The sequence below is a fragment of the Nocardia sp. NPDC058705 genome, from assembly GCF_042749305.1.
Taxonomy (GTDB): domain Bacteria; phylum Actinomycetota; class Actinomycetes; order Mycobacteriales; family Mycobacteriaceae; genus Nocardia.
This window is the reverse complement of the sequence record NZ_JBHYRN010000008.1, coordinates 180,091-200,006: the sequence shown is the minus strand read 5'-3', so window position 1 is coordinate 200,006 and position 19,916 is coordinate 180,091. Positions and strand designations below refer to the sequence as shown.

Genomic DNA, 19,916 nt, shown 5'->3' with positions numbered 1-19,916 from the left:
TGTGATGACTTCACCTCCGGAGGTGTCATCGAGGTCCAATTTGTCGACGCGGATGACGTCACGCATTCCGTGATCGACAAGCTGCCGTGCTCCTTCGGACCGGACGATAACGCTCTCCGCCCCGACTCACCCTTCCCGATGTCCTGCCCGATCGGAGTGGTCATCGTCGAACACCTCGACAGCGACCGCACCGTCATCGACCTCCGCTGGTCGGAATCGACGAGCGGCCAGGTCCGGTTTACCGTGCCCACCACGAATATCGCGACGTAGTCGGCAAATCGGGGCCTATCCGCGTGGGCCACAAATGCCATGCCAGTCGGTGGTTATGTCGAAATCCCGTGTCCGGAGTGAAGCAGGGTTGTGAGGTGCGCGAGGGCGGTCTGCAGCCGGAGGATTTCGTCGATGGCGGTGCCTAGACGGTCTGCCTGGGTGGCTTGATCCCAGTCTGCGATGCGCTTGTGGGCCTGCTTCTCGGAGTGCCGTAGTTGGGCTGCCAGTTCGAAGTTGCTCGCGTCTACCGCCTGTTCCTTCCGGTGACGCCAGTGGGTGATCTCGGCTAGGACCTCGGCGAGGTCGGTGGGCAGGTTCGCTGTGGGAACGGTGAAAGGTGATGGTCGCGGATCTGCTTCGGCGCATCCGTAACACGTTGTGTCGCCGAGTGCGGAACGTGTGGCTCGGAGCTGATCGAGCGTCATTCCGCTGACTGCGAGCACGTCGGCGGCGGCTGTCCCTGCCATCAGCAGACCGAGCAGCAGGTGATCGGTGCCGAGGGGCCGGGTGGGATTCTCTTGCTCAGCGTGATCGAGGCAAGTGTCAATGGTCTCGGTGGCGGAATCGGCTGATCGCAGGTGGGTGGCGATCGCTCGACGGACTGTGATTGTCGCAGTGTGTCGTTCGAGCAGGATGGCGGCCATGCCTGGGGTGTTGTCATCGATCAATGCCAGCAACAGACCGAGTGGGCTCGTGTGGGCATGTCCCCACTGAGCTGAATATTCGGCGGCGCGGTCCAGTGCGCCGCGTGCGGCTCGGGTGTACGTGCGGCCGTGTTCGTGAGGGGACACGGTTCCAGTGTGCCGGTTCAATTCCGGTGCGAATCAAGGAAATACGTAAGGCCCAGGGCTCGGAAGAGCTTCTGGGCCTTTGACGTGGTGACCGCTGATCAGCAGTAGTAGCAGATTTTGTTGGCGGGGAGTTCTACGTGGCAGTTCAGGCAGACCGGTTTGCGGACCGGTTCGGGCTTGGGGACTGCGGCGGTGCTGCGGCGGGCGGTGGTGGAGCGTTTGACGGCTGCTTCGGCTGCTTCGGCGGTGGCCAGGTCCGCGGAGGTGGACTGGCGGATGGCGGCGACCTTCGGGGGGAGGGTGGGGAGGCCGCCGTCGGCGGGGAGGTCGGTGGCGTAGTGCTGGTAGCACTGCCAGCGGGCGGCGGCGGCGTGCATTTCGAGGTCGTCGGGGATGGGCAGGCCCGCTAGTTCGAGGATGTAGCGGTAGCCGGTGCCGACCGTCTGGTTCTTGCGCACGCACAGGGCGCTCAGGGGTGGCTCGTTGTTCTTGTGACAGTGCTCGGCGACCTTGTCGAGCACGACGGGCAGCCAGTGCTGCCACTTCACCGCGGTCCGGATGCCGGATTCTTCCTGGACCAGTTCGGCCAGCTCGGTGTTGACGATGAAGTTGTTGAATCGGCTGGCGGTTTCGGCCAGCACCTCGTGTGCGGCACGAGTCCACTCCGACCGTGCCTCGGTGAACGTCACGGCGCTGCCGTCGGCCGCGCGCCAGGTGGTCGGGACAGAACCCTGCTGCACATCAATCACCGGAATACGTTATCTACCCAGCTCTTTCGCCGCGCAACGGGGGTATGTGGGTCAGCTCACGGCGACACACAAAATCGAGGTCACTCGGTGGGGCCGGAGTCGTCGCGGGGTTGTTTGCCGAGGCGCCAGAGGAATTCCGGGTCGTCGTCGGGGCCGAGGACCGGTCTGCGCGGGGCGGGTCCGGAATTCGGGCGGGGCCGTTCGGGTCCGAACGCCTTCCAGCACAGCACCGCGATGGCCACGATCGCGATCAGTGCCAACAGGTACGTCACGTCGCTCACCTCCTGCTATCGAGGGTAGCCGTGTCCGCGCCGTGTGCACATCCGCAACGGGAGGGAAATTTTCGGCGAACGCGAGCCCTCGGCGGGCTCGCGTCGGCCTGCGAGTCAGCGGGGTGCTGCCTCGGTGGTGAGCGATCTGAGCAACTGAAGAACCTCGGACTCGCGGAATCGGCGATGTCCGCCCGGCGTGCGAAGCGAACCCAGCCGACCCGCATGGGCCCACCGGGTGACGGTCTTGGGATCTACATGGAACATGGCGGCCACTTGGCCTGGTGTCAGCAGAGTGTCCTGAAGGCCGACGGTGATCGCAGTCATAGCTAACCTCTCCGTTCTCGACAGTTCCCTCATCAGTGGCGTCATCGTCGCACTGCGACCCCCACCTAGTCGAACCACCTACTGTTGGTAAAGGGGAAGTAATAGACAAAAGCCGCGAACGGGGCCGCATCCCGCCAGCGCTAGGCGTACCTCCGCCTTCGCTGCGGCCATGCGCAGCTGATGAACGCTGTCGCGGCGGCGCCCATTAGGCTGTACTCGTGAGTGAAGCAACAGGTCAGCAGGGTTCCGGCGCCGGAAAGCGCCTGGCACGCAATCTCGCGCTCTACACGCTGGCCCGTCTCGGGCTGGTCGTGGTGATCGCCGCGCTGATCGTAGGCGTCGCCAAGTTGATCGGTGTCGAGGTGCCGGTGATCGTCGCGGCACTGTTCGCATTGCTGGTCGCGATGCCGCTCTCGCTGACGTTGTTCAAGAAATTGCGGGTGAAGGTGAACGAGGACATCGCCGTTGTCGACGCGCGCCGCCGCCAGGACAAGGCGCAGCTGCGGGCCCGCTTACGGGGTGACGACGACAGCACGTCGGCATGAAGTACCTCGACCGCAGCGCCCCGCGCGACTGGGTCGACAATGCCGTCCGGCTGATCGACGCCGACACCCAGCGCTCCGCCGACACCCACCTGCTGCGGTATCCGCTGCCCGCTGACTGGCCGGTGCAGCTCTACCTCAAGGACGAGTCCACCCACATCACCGGCAGCCTCAAGCACCGGTTGGCGCGCTCGTTGTTCCTGTACGCGATCTGCAACGGCTGGGTCACCGAGGGGACGACCGTGGTCGAGGCGTCGTCGGGTTCGACGGCGGTGAGCGAGGCCTACTTCGCCAAGCTGCTCGGTCTAGATTTCGTGGCGGTGATGCCAGCCAGCACGTCGCCGCAGAAGGTCGCGCTGATCGAAGCGCAGGGTGGCCGTTGCCATTTCGTCGATCGACCGCCGGAGATGTACACCGAGGCCAAGCGTCTCGCCGCCGAATCCGGCGGGCATTTCATGGATCAGTTCACCCACGCCGAGCGTGCCACCGACTGGCGTGGCAACAACAACATCGCCGAGTCCATCTTCGAACAGCTGGCGCTGGAGAACCATCCGGTGCCGGAGTGGATCGTGGTGGGCGCGGGTACCGGCGGCACGAGCGCGACGATCGGGCGCTACATCCGGTATCGCAGGCACGCGACGCGCTTGGCCGTGGTCGACCCGGAGCATTCGGCGTTCTACGGCGGCTACGAAACCGGTGACGCGGGCTATGAGACCGGGATGCCGTCGCGCATCGAGGGAATCGGCCGTCCCCGTGTGGAGCCGTCGTTCGTCAGCCAGGTGGTCGACCGAATGATCGTGGTGCCCGACGCGGCCTCGATCGCCACCGCCCGCCACGCGAGTACCGCGCTCGGTCGTCGCGTCGGTGGCTCGACCGGCACGAACCTGTGGGGCGCCTTCCATCTCGTCGCCGAGTTGGGGGCGGCGGGTCGCAGCGGCAGCGTGGTGACGCTGCTGTGCGACGGCGGTGACCGGTACGCGGGCACCTACTTCAACGATGACTGGGTGGCTGCCCAGAACATCGATCTGACCGGTCCGACCGAGATCCTGACCGAGTTCGCCACCACCGGCCGCTGGAACGGCTGATCACTTCTCCGCACACCTTTCCGGGACTGTTCGCGCTCGGCGATGTCAATTTTTGTTGACAAACACCTCGGTCGTCAATCAAAATTGACACCATGACCGATGCAACAACGCTCGCCTCAGCGGCAGGCAACCCTGACCCGGCGGTCGGGCTACGCGCGGTGCTCGCACTGCGCAGACTGGCCGACCGACTCGAAACGATCCAGGTAGCCAACGCCAGAGCCAACGGCTGGTCCTGGCAGGCCATCGCCGAGGCGCTCGAGGTGAGCAAGCAAGCGGTCCATCAGAAACACAATCGGAAAGGTGGGACCCGCTGATGTTCGAGAAATTCAGTCGCGAGGCCAAGCTGGCGGTAGTGGGCGCGCAGGCCGACGCCAAGGAATTGGGCGCGAAGCAGATCGGACCGGAACACGTGCTGCTCGGCGCGGTATCCAACGCCGAGCCCGACCTCCGGGCGGTGCTCGACGCGCACGACATCACCACCGACGGCATCCGCACCACGCTCGCCGCCCGCACGGGCGAGCCACCACTTGGCCCCGACGACGCGCAAGCCCTGCGCTCGATCGGCATCGACCTGGACGCGGTGCAGGCCAGCATCGCCGAGAACTTCGGACCGCAAGCCTGGGAGCAGGCCGAACCGGAAGCCAAACGCGGCATGTTCGCCCGCCTGCTCGGCGCCGGGCACATCCCGTTCACCGGCACGGCCAAGAAGACCCTCGAACTCGCGCTGCGCGAGGCGATCCATCGCAAGGATCGCGAGATCTCCTCGACCTACCTGCTGCTCGGAATCCTGCGCGGCGCCGACCCGGCCACCACCGACCTGCTCGGCGGGCGCGACGCGGTGTCGGGTCTACGCACCGACCTCTACGCCATGCTCGACCGCGCCGCGTGAATTGAGCGCGTCGGACCCGCCGCAATGTCCGTTTCCGGGCCTAGCATTGCGTGTATGCAACTAGCAATACGGTTGGTCATCAACGCCATAGCCATCTGGGCCGCGGTCGCGTGGATCGACAAGATCGATGTCATCGTGCCGCCCGAGTGGCAGTCGGAGTGGGGCAACTGGGGCAAGGCGCTGGTCCTGCTCATCGTCGCCCTCGTGTTCACGGCCGTCAACGCCGTGGTCAAGCCGATCGTGAAACTCCTGTCGCTGCCCTTCGTGATCCTCACCCTCGGCCTGTTCCTGCTGGTGGTGAACGCGGGAATGCTGTGGCTCACGGCCAAGATCACCGAGATCACCGATTACGGCCTTCGCGTCGACGGCTTCTGGGCGGCGCTGTGGGGTGGCGTGATCATCATGCTGGTCAACTGGGTGCTCGGCATCCTGGTCCCGGACGGCGACGACTAGCTAGGTCGCAGACGGGTACTCGGGCTGTGCTGATTTGCCGGACGGCGACGACTAGAGGCTCAGCCGAGTCCGACGGCCAGTGCGCTGAGTGCTGACCAAGCCAGCAGTGCCAGCCCGGAATCACGAAGGGCGGGAATCAGTTCCAGCCCGCCCTTGCCGGTGCGCACGGGGGCGTTGGCCCGGATCGCGAGCGGCAACGCGAGCAGTCCGGCCAGCGCCAACGGCGTGCTCGCCACCAGCGCGAGGCTGATCACGAACGGCGCTGCGAGCAGCGCCATGTGCAGGGTGCGGGTGCGCGTGTCGCCGAGTTTCACGGCGAGGGTGACCTTGCCGGACTCGGTGTCGGTGGGGATGTCACGCAGGTTATTGGCCACCAGCACCGCGCTGGAGAACGCGCCGACACCGATCGCGAGCAGCAGCCCGACCCAGTCGACCCGCAGTGCCTGCACGTACTGGGTGCCGAGCACCGCGATCAACCCGAAGAACACGAACACCGCGATCTCACCGAAACCGCTGTAGCCGTAGGGCTTGCTGCCACCGGTGTAGAACCAGGCGCCCGCCAGGCACACTGCCCCGACCACCACCAGCCACCATGCTGTGGTCGCGGCCAGCACCAGGCCCGCGACGGCGCCGATCGCCAGGCTGAGTACCGCCGCGGTGCGAACAGCCTTGGGGGAGGCCAGTTTCGAGCCGACCAGCCGCAGGGGGCCGACCCGTTCGTCATCGGTGCCGCGAATACCGTCGGAGTAGTCGTTGGCGTAGTTCACCCCGACGATCAGTGCCAGCGAAACCAGCAGCGCCAGTGCCGCTTTCCACCACACGGCCGCGTCGAGCGAGGCGGCGGCGCCGGTGCCCGCGAGTACCGGCGCGATCGCGTTGGGCAGCGTCCGCGGTCGGGCGCCCTCGATCCATTCCGCTGCTGTAGCCATGGATCGAAGCCTAATCCGAGAGGGCCGACCCGCGCTCCCGGAGTCCCTTCGCGGCAGCGCCCGAACCGGCTCGGCGCCACTCGGTCTTGCACATTCGGGTCTCCGGCGGGGGAGCGGCGCGGCGTCAGTCCGCGGTGGATTCGGCGATCGTCTTGAGCCGCGCCAGACCCTTGTCGAAGTCCTTGCCGATGAGGTTCTCCATCGGGAACACCTTGCTCACCACACCCATCAGGCCCGAATGTGTGCCCGTCATCTTCCAGGTCACCTCGGTTCCACCGGCAACCGGGGCGAGGGTGAAGGTGACGAAATTGGTGGCTTTGAACGGCTTCTCGAAGCTGAGCTCGACCCCGATCTCACGTTCGGCGTCGGCCTTGATCTCCATCACGCCCGCCCCGGCCTTACGGTTGCCACGCCAGGCGTAGCGGGCGCCGACACCGGATTCCGGTCCGGTGTAGGTGCGGGCGAGCTGCGGGTCGGCGTCTTCCCAGGGCGACCACAGTCGCCACTGCCGGAAATTGTCGATCAGTGCGTGGATTCGTGCCGGTTCGGCGGCGATGGCGGTGCGCCGCGACACCTCGAAGTTGCCCATGTTCGTGAGCCTAATTGCCACAGACACGGCAGCGTTCCTCCCACGCTTGCGCATGGCCGGAGCGAATGCGGAGGTACGCCTAGGGCGAGGTGGGGACAAAATCGCGGGACACTTCGACGGTGGTGCAACCCTGTGCGCGAAGCGGGAACGCGTCGCTGTGCTCGCCTACGATGACTACCGGCATGTCTGTACAGCACCGCGGCCCCGAGGGGCCGCCCTCCGAGGCCCTCTCCCGCGTTGTCGTGGGGGTGCTCGGCGTGATCGCGATCCGCCGCGACGACGTCATGGTCGGGCTCCCCGGGGCCCGCGCCCGGTTGTTGCTCGCCGCCCTCGCGGTGCACCCCGGCCGCGCGCGCAGTGCGCAATCGCTGATCGACGAGGTCTGGGGCGATCAACCACCCCGCGCGCCGATGAACGCCCTGCACACCCAGGTCTCGCGCCTGCGTGCCCTGCTACCCGAGGGCGCACTGGAGATCGGTCCCGCCGGCTACCGGCTGACACTGCCCGCCGACAACATCGACCTCACCGCGGTCACCACACTCGCCCGCAGAGCCGACGAACACCTCGCCGCGGGCAACACCGCCGACAGCCTCGCCGCGATCGCACTGGCCCGCACGCTGTGGCGCGGCGAGCCGGGCGCCGACCTCCCCGATTCCGCCCCCGCCGACGACCTCCGTACGGCGGCCGACGACCTCCGCCGCCACCTCGACCACACCGAACTCGCCGCCCATACCGCCCAGCGCGACTTCACCGCTGCCCTCCCGCTGGCCCGGACGGCCGCCGCAGCCGACCCGTTGGACGAATCCGCCCACACAACCCTGATCCGACTCCTCGCCACCGCCGGCCGAGCCAGCGAAGCGCTCGAAGTCTTCGCCACTTACCGCCTACGCCTGATCGAAGAACTCGGCGCGGACCCGGGCCCGACCCTGCTCGCCCTCAACGCCGCGATCCTGCGTGGCGAGTCGGTCGAACTCCCCGGAACCCGCGCGCAAGGGCCCGATTCGGCGACCACTTCCGCGAACAGCGCCGCCACCGGTTCCGTGCCCGTCGACAGCGATCGGGACGCCGGGTTCTTGGGAGTGCGCGCGGCGGATCCGGCCGGCTCATCGAGGAGATCGACTCGTGTCGATACCGCCGCAACATCCGCCGACCGCGCGGAACTTGGCCGGCAGCGGACGAACACGTCGGCCGACAGCACGCCGAACTCCCCGCCGATTCCCCGCACGGCGGTAGGTCTGCGCGCCGCACCGAATGAATTGCTCGGGCGCACAGCCGATCTCGACGCGATCGAGAAAATGGCGCAGCGCTCCAGAGTGACGACCGTCCTCGGACCCGGTGGTACGGGCAAGACCAGGGTCGCCAACGCGGTCGGCGAACGTCTGGCCCGTTCGGCGCCGGTGGTGCTCGTCGAATTGGCTTCGGTGCAGGCCGAAGCGGAGTCCGGGGCCCAATCGCGCACCGGTATCGAGGTCGCGATCGGGCAGGTGATGGGCCTGGGTGAGGTGGTGCGCGAACCGGGTGCCCTCCGTGTGGGCAGGCACGTCGACGCGATCACCCGTCTGCGGGAGGCGCTCGCGGCGCGGCCGATGGTGTTGATTCTGGACAATTGCGAGCACGTGATCGAGGCCGCGGCCGAGCTGGTCGCCGATCTCGTGGGTAGTTGCGCCCAGCTGACCGTGCTCACCACCAGTCGCTCGCCGTTGGCGATCACCGCCGAATCCGTCTATCCCCTTGCCCCTTTGGCGATCGACCCCGCCGGTTCACCTGCCACGGAACTGTTCTCGGCCCGCGCCAGGGCGGTGCGTCCCGACGTGCGACTCGACCCCGACACCGTCGCCCGGCTGTGTCGCACCCTCGACGGCCTCCCGCTGGCGATCGAACTGGCCGCCGCGCGGGTGCGCACGATGAGCGTCGCCGAGATCGAGACCAGGCTCGAACATCGTTTCGCCCTGTTGCGCAGTGGCGATCGGTCCGCGCCGCACCGGCATCGCACCCTGCACGCGGTGATCGCCTGGAGCTGGAACCTCCTCGAACCCGATCAGCAGGTGACCCTGCGCAGGCTGAGTCGGTTCCCAGCCGGGTTCACCCTGTCCGCCGCCGAGGTCGTCGCGGCGGGACCGGATGTGGCCGCCGCGGTCGACGGGCTGGTCGGCCAGTCCCTGCTCACCGTCCTCGACGACCCCGACGGCGTGGGCATCCGCTATCGCATGCTCGAAACCGTCCGCGAGTTCGGCGCCGAACAGATCACCGCCATCGATGCCGAGTCCGCGGGCGCCGAGTCCGTACTCGTTCGCGACAGAATGTCGTGCTGGGCACGAGAATTCGCGCTGGCATCGTTTCGCACCTACCGCGACGGCGATCAGGTGCCATCGGTGCTCGCGGTGGCCGCCGACCTGGACAACCTGGTCGCGGTGCTGCGCACCGCCGTCGATCGTGGCGACGCGCTCACCGCGTACACGGTCTTTCCGGTGGTCGCGATGGTGTGGGTGATGCGTGGCGCGCACCTGGAATTCACGGGGTGGGCACTGCGATTGGTCGCGGTCGTGCCGCCGCCGTCCTCGGCTGAGACCGCCGACTTGCAGATGATCACCCATCTGCTGACGTTCCTGCACATGCAGTTCCTCAAAGACGCGGGCCTGCGCGCGACGGCGACCGTGCGTCTGCGCGCGCGGCGGCTGATCACCGACCCCGCTCTCGATCCGGGGCTGTCCTTCCTCGGTTCCGTGATCACCGTGCGGCCCGAACGGTTTCGGCTGGGCGCGCTGTTCGCGCGAGGTGCGCGCTCACCGGACCGGCAGGTCCGGATCGCCGCGCTGATCGCGCGGGCCAACTTCTGGGAGAACGGCGGCAACGTCGCGGGCTCGACGCACGATTCCCTGCGCACACTGGACGAGATGGACCCGGCGGAGGTGTGGGGCACGTCGATGGTGTGTCAGCACCTGGCCCAGTTGTCCGGCCAGTCCGCTCACTACAGCGATGCCGTGCACTATTACCGTCGTGCGCTGGAACTGATGGACAAGCTCCGCGTGCACGACGAGATCATGGAGAGTCGCTGTTACCTCGCGGCCGCGCTGGTCGGCAGCGGTCAGCTCGCGCAGGCGCGTGCCGAACTCGATTTCGCTGTGCGACCGGATGATTGCGGCGTCAGCCCTGTCGACGACCCGAGTGTTCGCCGCAACCACCGGCTGGCGAACGCCGCCACCGCCCTGGCCGAACTCGAACTTGCCGAGGGCGATATCGACGCCGGGCTCCGCCATTACCGCCGCGGACTGGAGCTGCTCGGCTGGCCCGATTTCGAACCGACACCCGGTCCGGGTTCGCTGATGGTGGCGGCTGCGACCATCAGCGCACATGTGCTGCACGGCCGGGCAGGCGATGTCATCGGCTTGATGGCGGAGATGATCGAGACCGCCGATCACCGGTTGGCGCAGTACGTGGACCTGCCGCAGATCGGCGCGGTCGCGTGCGCGCTCGGCTCCTACCTGCTCACCATCGAGCCCGGCAGCGCCGAGGGACTCGAACTGCTGACGCTGGCAAGGACATCGGTGGCCAGGCAGGACGGGCCGTCGATGGCGCTGGCCGCGCATGTCGCCCTGCACCGGCGCGCGGTCGGCGCGGAAGCGATGGAGGCCGCGCAGCGTCGCGCGGCGGGGATACGTCGGCTGGATGCCGCGACGCGCATCGTCGAGATCATCGCCGGCCTGCGCGAACACGACAACGGCATCCGACCCGGTGGATCGGATGCCGTTGCGGGAGTTCAGGCCCGGCGCATGTAGGCCCGCACCGCCAGTGGCGCGAAGATCGCGATCACCACGAGCGACCCGACCAGCGACCACACGAGATCGGTGCCGTAACTGTTGGAGTTCATCAGTTCTCGACAGGTGTTGACCATGTAGTAGACCGGGTTGACGTGGTTGAGCCCCTGCATCCAGCCCGGCATGGTGCTCACCGGGGCGAACGCGCCGGACATGAACGTGAGCGGGAACATCACCATCATCGAGATGCCCTGCACCGACGCGGCACTCTTACCGGTGACGCCGACCAGCGCCCAGATCCAGCTGACCGCGAACGAGCACACCACGACCACCAGGCAGGCCGCGACCACACCCACCAGCCCGCCACCAGGGCGGTAGCCCAGTGCCAGTCCGACCAGCACGGTCAGCGTCGAGGCGATGCCGTAGCGGACCATGTCGGCGAGCAGTGCGCCCGCCAGTGCCGAGATCCGGGCGATGGGCAGGGATTTGAAACGGTCGAAGACGCCCTTGTCCATGTCCTCGCGCAACTGAGTGCCTGTGACCACTGACGTCAGCACCACGGTTTGCACGAGGATGCCCGGGATGATCACCGGCAGGTAATCGGTCACGCCGCCCGAGATCGCGCCGCCGAAAATGTAGGTGAACAGCGCGGTGAACAGGATCGGCTGGATGGTCACGTCGAAGAGCTGTTCGGGATTGTGTTTGATCTTCAGCAGGCCGCGATAGGCCATCGTGAATGAAGTGGAGACGGTGTCGCGCAGGCTGATTCGGTCGCTTGCCTGGGGGAGATCGTCGGATTGCGGGGGAGCGGTGAGTACAGCGGTCATGCCGCGCTCCGTTCGGTGTCGTCGGCCGGGTGGCCGGTGATGGTGAGGAAGACTTCGTCGAGCGTCGGCTTGCTGACGGCGATCTCGGCGATCCCGATCTCCCAGTCGCGCAACCGGATCAGCAGGTCGGCGGTGAGATTCGGGTCGGGCAGCGGTGCGGTGAGCCTGCCCGCTTCGGGGCTGATCTGCGCGCCCACGTCGAGGAAGTCGCCGACGATGCGCCGGGCTTCGTCGAGTTGTGCGGGATCGACCAGGGTCAGGTGGACCGAGGCGCCGCCGATGGAGGCCTTGAGCTCGTCGGCGGTGCCGTCGGCGATCACCTTGCCGTGGTCGATCACCGCGATCCGGTCGGCCAGCTGGTCGGCCTCGTCGAGGTACTGGGTGGTGAGCAGCACCGTCGCGCCTTCGCGGACCAGCCTGCGGATGGTGTCCCACATCTGGGCGCGCGTGCGCGGATCGAGGCCGGTGGTCGGTTCGTCGAGGAACAGCAGCGGCGGGGTGGAGATGAGGCTGGCGGCGAGGTCGAGGCGCCTGCGCATGCCGCCGGAGAAGTTCTTCAGCGGTTTGTTCGCGGCCTCGGTGAGGTCGAACTCCTCGAGCAGTTCGACGGCCTTGCGACGGGCGTCGCGGCGGCTCAGACCGAGCAGTCGGGCGAAGATGATCAGGTTTTCGGTGGCGCTCAGCATCTCGTCGACCGAGGCGTACTGCCCGGTCACACCGATCAGCGAGCGCACCGCGTTCGGTTCGGCCACGACGTCGCGGCCGAAGATCCGGGCGCTACCGCCGTCGGGACGGAGCAGGGTCGCCAGCATCTTGATGGTCGTGGTCTTGCCCGCGCCGTTCGGCCCGAGCACCCCGTACACGGCACCGCGCGGCACCGCCAGGCTCACCCCGTCGACCGCGCGCTGCTTGCCGAACACCTTGACCAGCCCGTCCGCCTCGACGGCGAGGGATGAAGTGGGTGTGTAAGTCATGAGCACTACGGTGCCCACCCCGACTTGCACGGCCCTTGCACCGCACTGTCGGCGGCCCTTGCACCGGGATGTCTTTTCCCGTTCTAGGCCTTGGGGCCGAGAACACGCGCGCGCCAGCGCGCCAATTACTCCGCCAGGAGGAGCTTTCGGATCGCGGTGCGGTCGGGTTTTCCGGGGCCGCGCAGGGGGATCTCGTCGAGGAGGGCCAGTTCGCGCGGTGCGGCGATCGAGTCGAGTTCGGCCACCACATGTGCGCGCACGTCGTCGAGTGTCGGCGCGGCACCCACCGCGGGCACGATCGCGACCGCGACCCGCTGACCGAGCCGCTCGTCGGGCAGCCCGAGCACGATGCATTCGCGGATACCGGGATGGTTGGCCAGCACAGCCTCCACCACCTGCGGAATCACGAGCAGCCCGCCGGTCATGATCGCCTCGTCGAGACGGCCCGAGATCGAGAGCACACCGTCGTCGAACGTGCCCGCGTCCTCGGTTCGGAACCAGCCGGGCTCGGCGAAGGCCGGGTGATCGGGCAGATTGCGGTAGCCGCGCGCCACCATCGCGCCGCCGATGATCACGCGGCCGTCTTCGATTCGGATCTTGGTGCCTTCGAGTGGCACGCCGTCGTAGACGCAGCCACCGCAGGTCTCGCTCATCCCGTACGTTCGCACCACGGTGATCCCCGCGTCCTGTGCGCGTTCGAGCACGGGCGCGGGCGTGGCGGCACCGCCGACGAGCACACCGTCGAGTTCGGCCAGCGCCTTGGACGCCACCGGCGAATCCAGCGACTTGATCAGCTGCGTCGGCACCAGGGCGGTATAGCGACGCGGCCCACGCATCGCGCCGACGGCACCGGCCAGCGCTTCGGGCAGGAACCCACCCGACACGTCGAGGACGGTCGGCTCGGTCCCGGCGAGAATGCTGCGCAGCAACACCTGGATACCCGCGATGTGATGGGTCGGCAGCGCCAGCAGCCAGCTGCCGGGCCCGCCGAGTCGTTCGTGGGTGGCATTGCCGCTGGCCCGCAAGGCTTCTGAGCCCAGCAGCGCGCCCTTCGGGATACCGGTGGTGCCCGACGTCGTCACCACGAGTGCGACATCGTCATCGATCGGATCGCCCGGCTTGAGCGCGTCGGAGAGCCTGCGCGCCTCGCGACGATCGGTGGTCGGGATCGGCAACCACGCCGGACCGCTGCCGTCGAGAGCTTGACGCAGGTGGGGCATTACTTCGCTGACCCCGGAACCGGTAGGCATCTGCAGCGTCCGCAGGGTTTTGCTCACGCCTCCGCCTCGCTGGCGCTCGGCTGCGGCGTGTGCATTGCACGCTGGCACATGATTCGCTCGCTGCGCTCACTCATGGCCACCACCTCCGGATACTGCCAGTTGTGCGCCCTCACGGCTTCGATCGTGTCATGCGACCGACAAGACCCGGCCAACGGGTCGGTTTGCCGGGAAACGGGTGGGATATGCCAGACATAGCGACTGCGATTCAGTAGACGGACACAACGCGCGCTGCGGTCCAAACGTCGGTGGTCGGTCGCTTGCTCGCAGTTATCGTGCGCGGCCCCGGCCGCATCGGCAACTCGGCTCGCCCGCTGACACCACCCGCTCACTCCGCTGACCAGCGCGGATCCCGGCGGATCGGATGTTCGGCGGGAACCTGCACAAGCACGATCGCCACCCCGTCGGGATCGCGCACCCACATCTCCCACAGACCCCATGGTTCGAGCATCGGTGGGCGCTCGAGCTGAATTCCCTTCAGCGCCAGCTCCGCCGCCGCGTCGTCGACATCGCGCACCTGCAACCAGATCGCGCCGTCGAAGCTGCCGGACTGCCCGCTGCCACCGTGCGCGGCGACCTCGACCAGCGACTGTCCGGCGAAGAACACCGTGCCGCCCGGGTATTCCCGCGCGATCGCCAGGCCGAGGTCGTCGCGGTAGAACGCCAGCGTGCTTTCGTAATCGCTGGGGCGCAGGATGATCCGGCTGTTGAGAATTTCCATGGGGGTGTCCGTTCTCAGAAGTACCAGGGGCTGGATCAGAAGTACCAGGGGTACGGCGTCCAATCGGGCTTGCGCTTCTCCAGGAACGAGTCCCGGCCCTCGACCGCTTCGTCGGTCATGTACGCCATGCGGGTCGCCTCGCCCGCGAACAGTTGCTGGCCGACCAGGCCGTCGTCGAGCAGGTTGAACGCGTACTTCAGCATGCGCTGCGCCTGCGGCGATTTGCCGTTGATATCGGCGGTCCACTCGAGCGCGACGTTCTCCAGCTCGTCATGGTCGACGACCTTGTTCACCGCACCCATCTGGTGCATCTCCTCGGCCGTGTAGGGCCTGCCGAGGAAGAAGATCTCGCGGGCGAACTTCTGGCCCACCATTTTCGCCAGGTAGGCGCTGCCGTAACCACCGTCGAACGAGCCCACATCGGCATCGGTCTGCTTGAACTTCGCGTGCTCGCGCGAGGCCAGCGTCAGATCGCAGACCACGTGCAGACTGTGCCCGCCGCCCGCGGCCCAGCCGTTGACCAGCGCGATCACCACCTTGGGCATGAAGCGGATCAGCCGCTGCACCTCGAGGATGTGCAGCCGACCCGCGCGCGCCGCGTCGACGGTGTCGGCGGTCTCGCCGTCGGCGTACTGATACCCGTTGCGACCGCGAATGCGCTGGTCGCCACCAGAACAGAACGCCCAGCCACCGTCCTTTTCACTCGGACCGTTGCCGGTGAGCAGCACCGCGCCCACATCGGGCGTCATCCGTGCGTGGTCGAGCGCGCGGTACAGCTCGTCGACGGTGTGCGGGCGGAACGCGTTGCGCACCTCGGGACGGTCGAACGCCACCCGCACCGTGCCCTGCTCGATATGCCGGTGATAGGTGATGTCGGTCAGGTCCTCGAACCCAGGGACGGTCTGCCACAGCTTCGGATCGAAAGTCACGAACACGATTATTGCCCTATGGTCCGACAACGCGGTACGAGGTCGTAACACCGCAGCTCGAGCAGTCGCCGCGTGCGTGCAAGCCTCGATGCGTATAGTTGCGCCTGCTCGTACATCGAACCGATCCGGAGGAACCTGAAAGTGGTTGCAGCACTGTCTGAATCCCTGCTCGACGACGCCAAGCGTCCGGCTTTCCTTGCTGATGCCGTCGAGGTTCTCGACGCCGAGGTCTCGGACAAGGGCGGTGCGTCGGGCCTGGCCGTGAAGGGTGGGTACGCGGCGGTCAAGAAGATCAGCCCGACCATCGTTCCCGACGGCCTCGCCTCGCTGGCGCCGAAACTGCTCGATCAGCTCCAGCCGTACTGGGCCGAATTCACCACCTCCGGCAGCGGCACCTTCGCCGATCTGCTCGCGGCGAAGTCCGACGAGGTCGCCGAGTCGCTGCTGGCCGTCACCGACGCCCGCGCCGAGTCGTCCACCCGGCCGGCGCTGAAGAAGGTGTACTCCTCGATGCGTGGCTCGGCCAAGAAGCACGTCATCGAAGCGCTGCCCCGCGTGGGCGACCTGGTGCAGAAGCACGCAGGCTGATTGTTTCGCGTTTCGGCGGTGAGTCCGGGTTCGGGCTCACCGCCGAGTCGTGAGTGGACGTTCTACAGGCCGCACACCGAGTCGGGTGTGCGGCCTGTAGTGCTTCTGGTCGCGTATCGCTGATCGCTGACTGCCGTTCTGCGGTGTCACATGTCACACATTGACGTTTAACATTCGTAACCTTCCCGGCCCGTCTCCCGGCGACGCTCGCTGCGGGTTTGCCAGAGATATCGCCCGGTGATAGCGGGATTTTCGAATAGTCGGATGCGTACTGATGAATCGGTGAGTTAACGTGCCGTAAATACCCGGGAATCACGCCGTTCACAGTGATTATCAACACGTGTAACGGATTGGAATACTGGTACCTGCATCGATTAGCTTTTGGCTTGTCCGCAGATCGGAGCGGTCATTCGGATCGGTCATATTGCATTCCGCCACATTGCATTACAGCCCTGCGGCGGGCCTGGAAGGAACTCTCATGATTCGCAAGTCTCTCGTCGTCGCTGGTGCCATTGCGATCGCCGTGGCCGGCCCGGCCGCCGCCGCTAACGCCTTCGCCGGCTCGTCCGCAGGTTCGGCCGCTCTCGGCGCCACCGGCTCCGCTGCTCTCGGTGCTGCTGCCGCTGGTGGCACCGGTTCCGCCGCCGTCGCGGCCCCCGCCGCTGCCGGCACCGGTTCGGCTGCCCTCGGCGCCGGTTCCGCCGCGCTCGGTGGCCTCGCCACCGGTTCCGCCGCGCTCAGCGACGGTGTCGGCATTCTCGACACAGGCAGCTCGGCCCTGAACAACATGACCGGCACCGGTGTCAACATCATCGACATCCTGCTCGGCGTGAAGGATCTGAACGCTCCTGCCGAGTAATACCTGGCGGCAAGAGAATTGAAGGCGGTGGCGAATTTCGGTTCGCCACCGCCTTTTTCGTCTGTCCTGACCGCAAGCCTTCAAGATCAATTGCTACACCGATAGCGAATCGATTGCTGGACTTGCATCGACGAGTGTGTGCGAGCTGGGCGCCACGGCAAGGAGTCGTCGTCCGGGGGCGCTCTTTCGGCACAGTCGGGTGACCACGCTCACGTAAGTGGGGGATGCGGTGGCCTCTGTCACTCCGGCTCGGCGGTCAGCGACCAATTCTGTGACCGGTGGTGTGAGAAACGTAACCGCCACGGTTAACGCGGGGAAAATTCCGGGTTGCCGGTAATTCGGCAGATGTTCGCGAGCCGTGCGAGATATTGACAACAGCCCCGCGGTATCGGCTACGTTGCCAATCAAGCGATTCGAATAATTGAATTGCTGACACGCACTGCACAGGTCGAAAGGAAATTCGTTCACATGATCTCTCGTAAGACCCTCGCCGCCACCGGTGCCGCCGCTGCCGCCGCAGTCATGTTCTTCGGTCCCGCCGCCATGGCGAACGCCGAGACCGGTTCCGCCGAGGCCTCCTCGGGCTCGGCTGACGTGCTGACCGGCTCGTCCGCTGGTTCGGGCGTGCTCGAGTCGGGCAGCTCCGCCGCCGACAGCGCCACCTCGGCCGTCCTCAACATCATCGAGTCGGTCACGGGCATCAAGGACCTCACCGCGCCTGCGGAGTGAGCTGAACAATCGTTCGACCAGCCCTTTATCGGGTCGGTATAAATACGGCGGTGGGCCAGCGGGCTCGCCGCCGTATTTCTTTCCACAGTTATTCTCTTTGCGATTTGATGAATATCGGTCGCGCGAGAATTGCGGCGTATTGTCCGTACCTGTCCGCGAGCCGTCCGGCAAATGGTCGTCGGTGCGCGTCGGCCAGGTCCGTGACGCAGGCAACGCGGGCCGGGGGCAGACGGGTGCCCGCTGGTCTGACAGGCTGTGATTGTGAATCCGTCTACTGCGCAGGCACGAGTGGTCGTCGACGAGCTCGTCCGCGGCGGCGTCCGCGAGGTGGTGCTGTGCCCCGGATCGCGCAACGCGCCACTGGCGTTCGCGCTGCAGGCGGCGGATGCGGCCGGGCAGTTGCGGCTGCACATGCGCGTCGACGAGCGCACCGCGGGATTTCTGGCGATCGGGCTCGCGGTGTCGTCGGGGTTGCCGGTCCCGGTTGTGATGACCTCCGGCACCGCGGTCGCGAACCTGGGTCCGGCTGTGCTGGAGGCCAACTATGCGCGGGTGCCGCTGATCGTCGTCAGCGCGAACCGGCCCTACGAGATGCTGGGCACCGGCGCCAATCAAACCGTCGAACAGCTCGGACTGTTCGGTTCGCAGGTGCGCGCCACGATCAGCCTCGGGCTGGCCGAAGGCGAAGCGGGGGAGTCGGCCTATCCGCGCCAGAACAGCGTCTGGCGTTCGACGGTGTGCCGGGTGCTCGCCGCCGCGCGCGGAACCCGGTCCGGCAACGCGGGCCCGGTGCAGTTCGACATCCCGCTGCGTGAACCGCTGGTCCCCGAACTGTCCGACGATCCGCTGCCCGCGGGCCGCGAGGGTGACAAGCCGTGGACGGCAACCCAGTACGCCACGCTCGATGTGCCCCTCGACATCGATCTCACGCCCGACACCGTCGTCATCTCCGGCCACGGCGCGCGTCTGCTGCCCGAACTCGCCGCACTGCCGACAGTCGCCGAGCCGACCGCGCCGATGCACGGGCCCGCCCTGCACCCGCTCGCGCTGGCCCTGCTGAAGCCGACCCAGGCGATCATCACCGGACGTCCCACCCTGCACCGGCAGGTCTCGCGGGTGCTGGCCGATCCGAATGTCACCGTGTTCGCGCTCACCACCGGCCCGCGCTGGCCCGATGTCTCCGGCAATGTCGTCGGCACCGGCACCCGCGCGGTGACCACGGGCGCGCCCCGGCCCGACTGGCTGGCTCGCTGCTCGGAACTGAACCGCCAGGCCGAATCAGTGGTGCGTGACGAGCTCGACATCCACCCGAAGGCGACCGGCCTGCACGTGGCGGCGGTGGTGATGGACGCGCTGCGCGAGGGCGATCAACTGCTGCTCGGCGCGTCGAACCCGGTGCGCGACGCGGCGCTGGTCTCGCATCCGCGCCCCGGCATCCGGGTGCTGTCCAACCGCGGTGTCGCCGGAATCGACGGCACGGTCTCCGGTGCGGTCGGCGCCGCCCTCGCGCACCCGGGCCGCACCGTGGCGCTGATGGGCGACCTGACCTTCCTGCACGACGCGTCCGGTCTGCTGATCGGCCGTGGCGAACCGCGCCCCGACAACCTCACGATCGTTGTCGCCAATGACGACGGCGGCGGCATCTTCGAGCTGCTCGAACAGGGCGATCCGCAGTACGCGGGCGTATTCGAGCGGGTGTTCGGCACACCGCACGGCATGGATCTGGCCGCGCTGTGCGCCGCCTACCGCATCCCGCACCGCCAGGTCGACCCCGGTGAACTGGCCGTGGAACTGGCCGCCGACGCACACGGCCTGCGCGTCCTAGAAGTCGCGACCGAGCGCTCCAGCCTGCGCGAACTACACGCCACCTTGCGCGCCAAGATCGCCGGTTAGGCGTACCTCCGCCTCCGCCTCCGCCTCCGCTCCGGCCGTGCGTGGCTGAGGACGCTGCCGCGTCAGTGCTGGTCAGGCGTATCTCCGCCTTCGTTCTGGCCGTGCGCGGTCGAGGAGCGCTGTCGCTTTGGTGCCGGTCAGGTTTCCTCGGCGACGATGAAACCCTCGCCGTCGTCGAGCGGGACCGGGATGGTCTGTTCGATCACGTCGGCCGGGTTGGCGGTGTCGGCGTCGCGGGTGATATTGGCCGCCATCTCATCGGTGTAGTCGGCGGCGTCGAGGTAGGCCGGGTCATCGGGGTCGCCGTCGCGGAAGGCGGACTGTTCCTGCTCGATGCGATCGGCCTCGGGGACCTCGTCCAGCGGGCGAGCGGCTTCGTAGTCGATCATCGGTGCTCCTGTTCGTCGTCGTTGCCTCGGACGTGGTTGCCTCGGACCTGATGTGTCGCTGATCGGGCCTGCGCTGTCCAGG

At 67.2% G+C, this 19,916-nt stretch carries 23 protein-coding genes; 11 read left to right on the top strand and 12 right to left on the bottom strand.

Annotated features, from left to right (window positions below; genetic code table 11):
* The first annotated feature begins 69 nt into the window (after positions 1-69).
* A complete protein-coding gene (locus ACFW6D_RS13195) occupies positions 70-270 on the top strand; it encodes a hypothetical protein (RefSeq protein ID WP_379327793.1) in 201 nt (66 codons plus the stop codon).
* A gap of 53 nt (positions 271-323) precedes the next feature.
* Here ACFW6D_RS13195 and ACFW6D_RS13190 read toward each other — a convergent pair whose 3' ends face one another.
* The 4 genes from ACFW6D_RS13190 to ACFW6D_RS13175 form a co-directional block, all read right to left on the bottom strand.
* Positions 324-1,061 carry a Clp protease N-terminal domain-containing protein gene (locus ACFW6D_RS13190; protein ID WP_379327791.1) on the bottom strand — a complete coding sequence of 246 codons (738 nt, stop codon included), beginning with the start codon at positions 1,059-1,061 and terminating at the stop codon, positions 324-326.
* Between the two features lie 98 nt (positions 1,062-1,159).
* Positions 1,160-1,810 (bottom strand): hypothetical protein, encoded by a 651-nt coding sequence (locus tag ACFW6D_RS13185; protein WP_379233024.1) that lies wholly within the window; start codon positions 1,808-1,810, stop codon positions 1,160-1,162.
* 80 nt (positions 1,811-1,890) lie between these two features.
* Positions 1,891-2,082: a hypothetical protein gene (locus ACFW6D_RS13180; protein WP_379233026.1), complete on the bottom strand. Its 192-nt coding sequence runs from the start codon at positions 2,080-2,082 to the stop codon at positions 1,891-1,893.
* 114 nt (positions 2,083-2,196) lie between these two features.
* Positions 2,197-2,406 (bottom strand): BldC family transcriptional regulator, encoded by a 210-nt coding sequence (locus tag ACFW6D_RS13175; protein ID WP_056814442.1) that lies wholly within the window; start codon positions 2,404-2,406, stop codon positions 2,197-2,199.
* A gap of 218 nt (positions 2,407-2,624) precedes the next feature.
* Between ACFW6D_RS13175 and ACFW6D_RS13170 the strand changes: the two genes are divergently transcribed.
* The 5 genes from ACFW6D_RS13170 (at position 2,625) to ACFW6D_RS13150 (ending at position 5,375) form a co-directional block, all read left to right on the top strand.
* The gene (locus ACFW6D_RS13170) at positions 2,625-2,951 is read left to right on the top strand and encodes a DUF4229 domain-containing protein (RefSeq protein WP_379233028.1); all 327 of its coding nucleotides are present in this window, start codon (positions 2,625-2,627) and stop codon (positions 2,949-2,951) included.
* Entirely contained in the window at positions 2,948-4,033 is a 1,086-nt protein-coding gene (locus ACFW6D_RS13165) for a PLP-dependent cysteine synthase family protein (RefSeq protein WP_379327789.1), read from the top strand. The genes ACFW6D_RS13170 and ACFW6D_RS13165 overlap by 4 nt, the downstream gene beginning before the upstream one ends.
* A gap of 92 nt (positions 4,034-4,125) precedes the next feature.
* Positions 4,126-4,347 carry a hypothetical protein gene (locus tag ACFW6D_RS13160; RefSeq protein WP_019049431.1) on the top strand — a complete coding sequence of 74 codons (222 nt, stop codon included), beginning with the start codon at positions 4,126-4,128 and terminating at the stop codon, positions 4,345-4,347.
* A complete protein-coding gene (locus tag ACFW6D_RS13155; RefSeq protein WP_379327787.1) occupies positions 4,347-4,922 on the top strand; it encodes a Clp protease N-terminal domain-containing protein in 576 nt (191 codons plus the stop codon). Before ACFW6D_RS13160 ends, ACFW6D_RS13155 begins: the two co-directional genes overlap by 1 nt.
* Positions 4,923-4,976: 54 nt before the next feature.
* Positions 4,977-5,375 (top strand): phage holin family protein, encoded by a 399-nt coding sequence (locus ACFW6D_RS13150; RefSeq protein ID WP_379327785.1) that lies wholly within the window; start codon positions 4,977-4,979, stop codon positions 5,373-5,375.
* A gap of 59 nt (positions 5,376-5,434) precedes the next feature.
* Here the strand turns inward: ACFW6D_RS13150 and ACFW6D_RS13145 are convergent, their stop codons facing one another.
* Positions 5,435-6,304 (bottom strand): 1,4-dihydroxy-2-naphthoate polyprenyltransferase, encoded by an 870-nt coding sequence (locus ACFW6D_RS13145; RefSeq protein WP_379327783.1) that lies wholly within the window; start codon positions 6,302-6,304, stop codon positions 5,435-5,437.
* Between the two features lie 124 nt (positions 6,305-6,428).
* Entirely contained in the window at positions 6,429-6,893 is a 465-nt protein-coding gene (locus tag ACFW6D_RS13140; RefSeq protein ID WP_379327781.1) for an SRPBCC family protein, read from the bottom strand.
* 182 nt (positions 6,894-7,075) lie between these two features.
* Here ACFW6D_RS13140 and ACFW6D_RS13135 point away from each other — a divergent pair, with 182 nt between their 5' ends.
* Entirely contained in the window at positions 7,076-10,669 is a 3,594-nt protein-coding gene (locus ACFW6D_RS13135) for a BTAD domain-containing putative transcriptional regulator (RefSeq protein WP_379327779.1), read from the top strand.
* Here the strand turns inward: ACFW6D_RS13135 and ACFW6D_RS13130 are convergent.
* The 5 genes from ACFW6D_RS13130 to ACFW6D_RS13110 form a co-directional block, all read right to left on the bottom strand.
* Positions 10,651-11,475 (bottom strand): ABC transporter permease, encoded by an 825-nt coding sequence (locus tag ACFW6D_RS13130; RefSeq protein ID WP_379327777.1) that lies wholly within the window; start codon positions 11,473-11,475, stop codon positions 10,651-10,653. The two genes, ACFW6D_RS13135 and ACFW6D_RS13130, sit on opposite strands and share 19 nt — an antisense overlap.
* Positions 11,472-12,449 (bottom strand): ATP-binding cassette domain-containing protein, encoded by a 978-nt coding sequence (locus ACFW6D_RS13125; RefSeq protein WP_379327775.1) that lies wholly within the window; start codon positions 12,447-12,449, stop codon positions 11,472-11,474. The genes ACFW6D_RS13130 and ACFW6D_RS13125 overlap by 4 nt, the downstream gene beginning before the upstream one ends.
* A 125-nt stretch (positions 12,450-12,574) precedes the next feature.
* Entirely contained in the window at positions 12,575-13,699 is a 1,125-nt protein-coding gene (menE, locus tag ACFW6D_RS13120; protein WP_379327830.1) for an o-succinylbenzoate--CoA ligase, read from the bottom strand.
* A gap of 355 nt (positions 13,700-14,054) precedes the next feature.
* Positions 14,055-14,447 (bottom strand): VOC family protein, encoded by a 393-nt coding sequence (locus ACFW6D_RS13115; protein WP_379327773.1) that lies wholly within the window; start codon positions 14,445-14,447, stop codon positions 14,055-14,057.
* 35 nt (positions 14,448-14,482) lie between these two features.
* A complete protein-coding gene (locus tag ACFW6D_RS13110) occupies positions 14,483-15,376 on the bottom strand; it encodes a 1,4-dihydroxy-2-naphthoyl-CoA synthase (RefSeq protein WP_379233050.1) in 894 nt (297 codons plus the stop codon).
* Positions 15,377-15,517: 141 nt separating this feature from the next.
* On the opposite strand from ACFW6D_RS13110, the gene ACFW6D_RS13105 reads away from it, so the two are divergent.
* The 4 genes from ACFW6D_RS13105 to menD all read left to right on the top strand — a co-directional run bounded on the left by ACFW6D_RS13105 (position 15,518) and on the right by menD (position 19,445).
* On the top strand, positions 15,518-15,964 hold the full coding sequence (locus ACFW6D_RS13105) for a DUF6918 family protein (RefSeq protein WP_101465549.1): 447 nt from the start codon (positions 15,518-15,520) through the stop codon (positions 15,962-15,964).
* A 478-nt stretch (positions 15,965-16,442) separates the two neighbouring features.
* Positions 16,443-16,823 (top strand): hypothetical protein, encoded by a 381-nt coding sequence (locus ACFW6D_RS13100; RefSeq protein WP_379327771.1) that lies wholly within the window; start codon positions 16,443-16,445, stop codon positions 16,821-16,823.
* A 468-nt stretch (positions 16,824-17,291) separates the two neighbouring features.
* On the top strand, positions 17,292-17,552 hold the full coding sequence (locus ACFW6D_RS13095; RefSeq protein WP_379327769.1) for a hypothetical protein: 261 nt from the start codon (positions 17,292-17,294) through the stop codon (positions 17,550-17,552).
* Between the two features lie 261 nt (positions 17,553-17,813).
* The gene (menD, locus tag ACFW6D_RS13090) at positions 17,814-19,445 is read left to right on the top strand and encodes a 2-succinyl-5-enolpyruvyl-6-hydroxy-3-cyclohexene-1-carboxylic-acid synthase (RefSeq protein WP_379327767.1); all 1,632 of its coding nucleotides are present in this window, start codon (positions 17,814-17,816) and stop codon (positions 19,443-19,445) included.
* A gap of 137 nt (positions 19,446-19,582) precedes the next feature.
* Here the strand turns inward: menD and ACFW6D_RS13085 are convergent, their stop codons facing one another.
* Positions 19,583-19,834, bottom strand: coding sequence for a hypothetical protein (locus ACFW6D_RS13085; protein WP_379327765.1), 252 nt, complete (start codon positions 19,832-19,834; stop codon positions 19,583-19,585).
* Between the last annotated feature and the right edge of the window lie 82 nt (positions 19,835-19,916).

Coding starts and splice junctions, on each gene's coding strand:
- ACFW6D_RS13155 (WP_379327787.1), top strand. CDS start 4,347: ATGTTCGAGAAATTCAGTCGCGAGGCCAAGCTGGCGGTAGTGGGCGCG.
- ACFW6D_RS13150 (WP_379327785.1), top strand. CDS start 4,977: ATGCAACTAGCAATACGGTTGGTCATCAACGCCATAGCCATCTGGGCC.
- ACFW6D_RS13175 (WP_056814442.1), bottom strand. CDS start 2,406: ATGACTGCGATCACCGTCGGCCTTCAGGACACTCTGCTGACACCAGGC.
- ACFW6D_RS13135 (WP_379327779.1), top strand. CDS start 7,076: ATGTCTGTACAGCACCGCGGCCCCGAGGGGCCGCCCTCCGAGGCCCTC.
- ACFW6D_RS13095 (WP_379327769.1), top strand. CDS start 17,292: ATGATCTCTCGTAAGACCCTCGCCGCCACCGGTGCCGCCGCTGCCGCC.
- ACFW6D_RS13125 (WP_379327775.1), bottom strand. CDS start 12,449: ATGACTTACACACCCACTTCATCCCTCGCCGTCGAGGCGGACGGGCTG.
- ACFW6D_RS13130 (WP_379327777.1), bottom strand. CDS start 11,475: ATGACCGCTGTACTCACCGCTCCCCCGCAATCCGACGATCTCCCCCAG.
- ACFW6D_RS13145 (WP_379327783.1), bottom strand. CDS start 6,304: ATGGCTACAGCAGCGGAATGGATCGAGGGCGCCCGACCGCGGACGCTG.
- ACFW6D_RS13165 (WP_379327789.1), top strand. CDS start 2,948: ATGAAGTACCTCGACCGCAGCGCCCCGCGCGACTGGGTCGACAATGCC.
- ACFW6D_RS13140 (WP_379327781.1), bottom strand. CDS start 6,893: ATGGGCAACTTCGAGGTGTCGCGGCGCACCGCCATCGCCGCCGAACCG.
- menE (WP_379327830.1), bottom strand. CDS start 13,699: ATGCCTACCGGTTCCGGGGTCAGCGAAGTAATGCCCCACCTGCGTCAA.
- ACFW6D_RS13100 (WP_379327771.1), top strand. CDS start 16,443: ATGATTCGCAAGTCTCTCGTCGTCGCTGGTGCCATTGCGATCGCCGTG.
- ACFW6D_RS13115 (WP_379327773.1), bottom strand. CDS start 14,447: ATGGAAATTCTCAACAGCCGGATCATCCTGCGCCCCAGCGATTACGAA.
- ACFW6D_RS13160 (WP_019049431.1), top strand. CDS start 4,126: ATGACCGATGCAACAACGCTCGCCTCAGCGGCAGGCAACCCTGACCCG.
- ACFW6D_RS13085 (WP_379327765.1), bottom strand. CDS start 19,834: ATGATCGACTACGAAGCCGCTCGCCCGCTGGACGAGGTCCCCGAGGCC.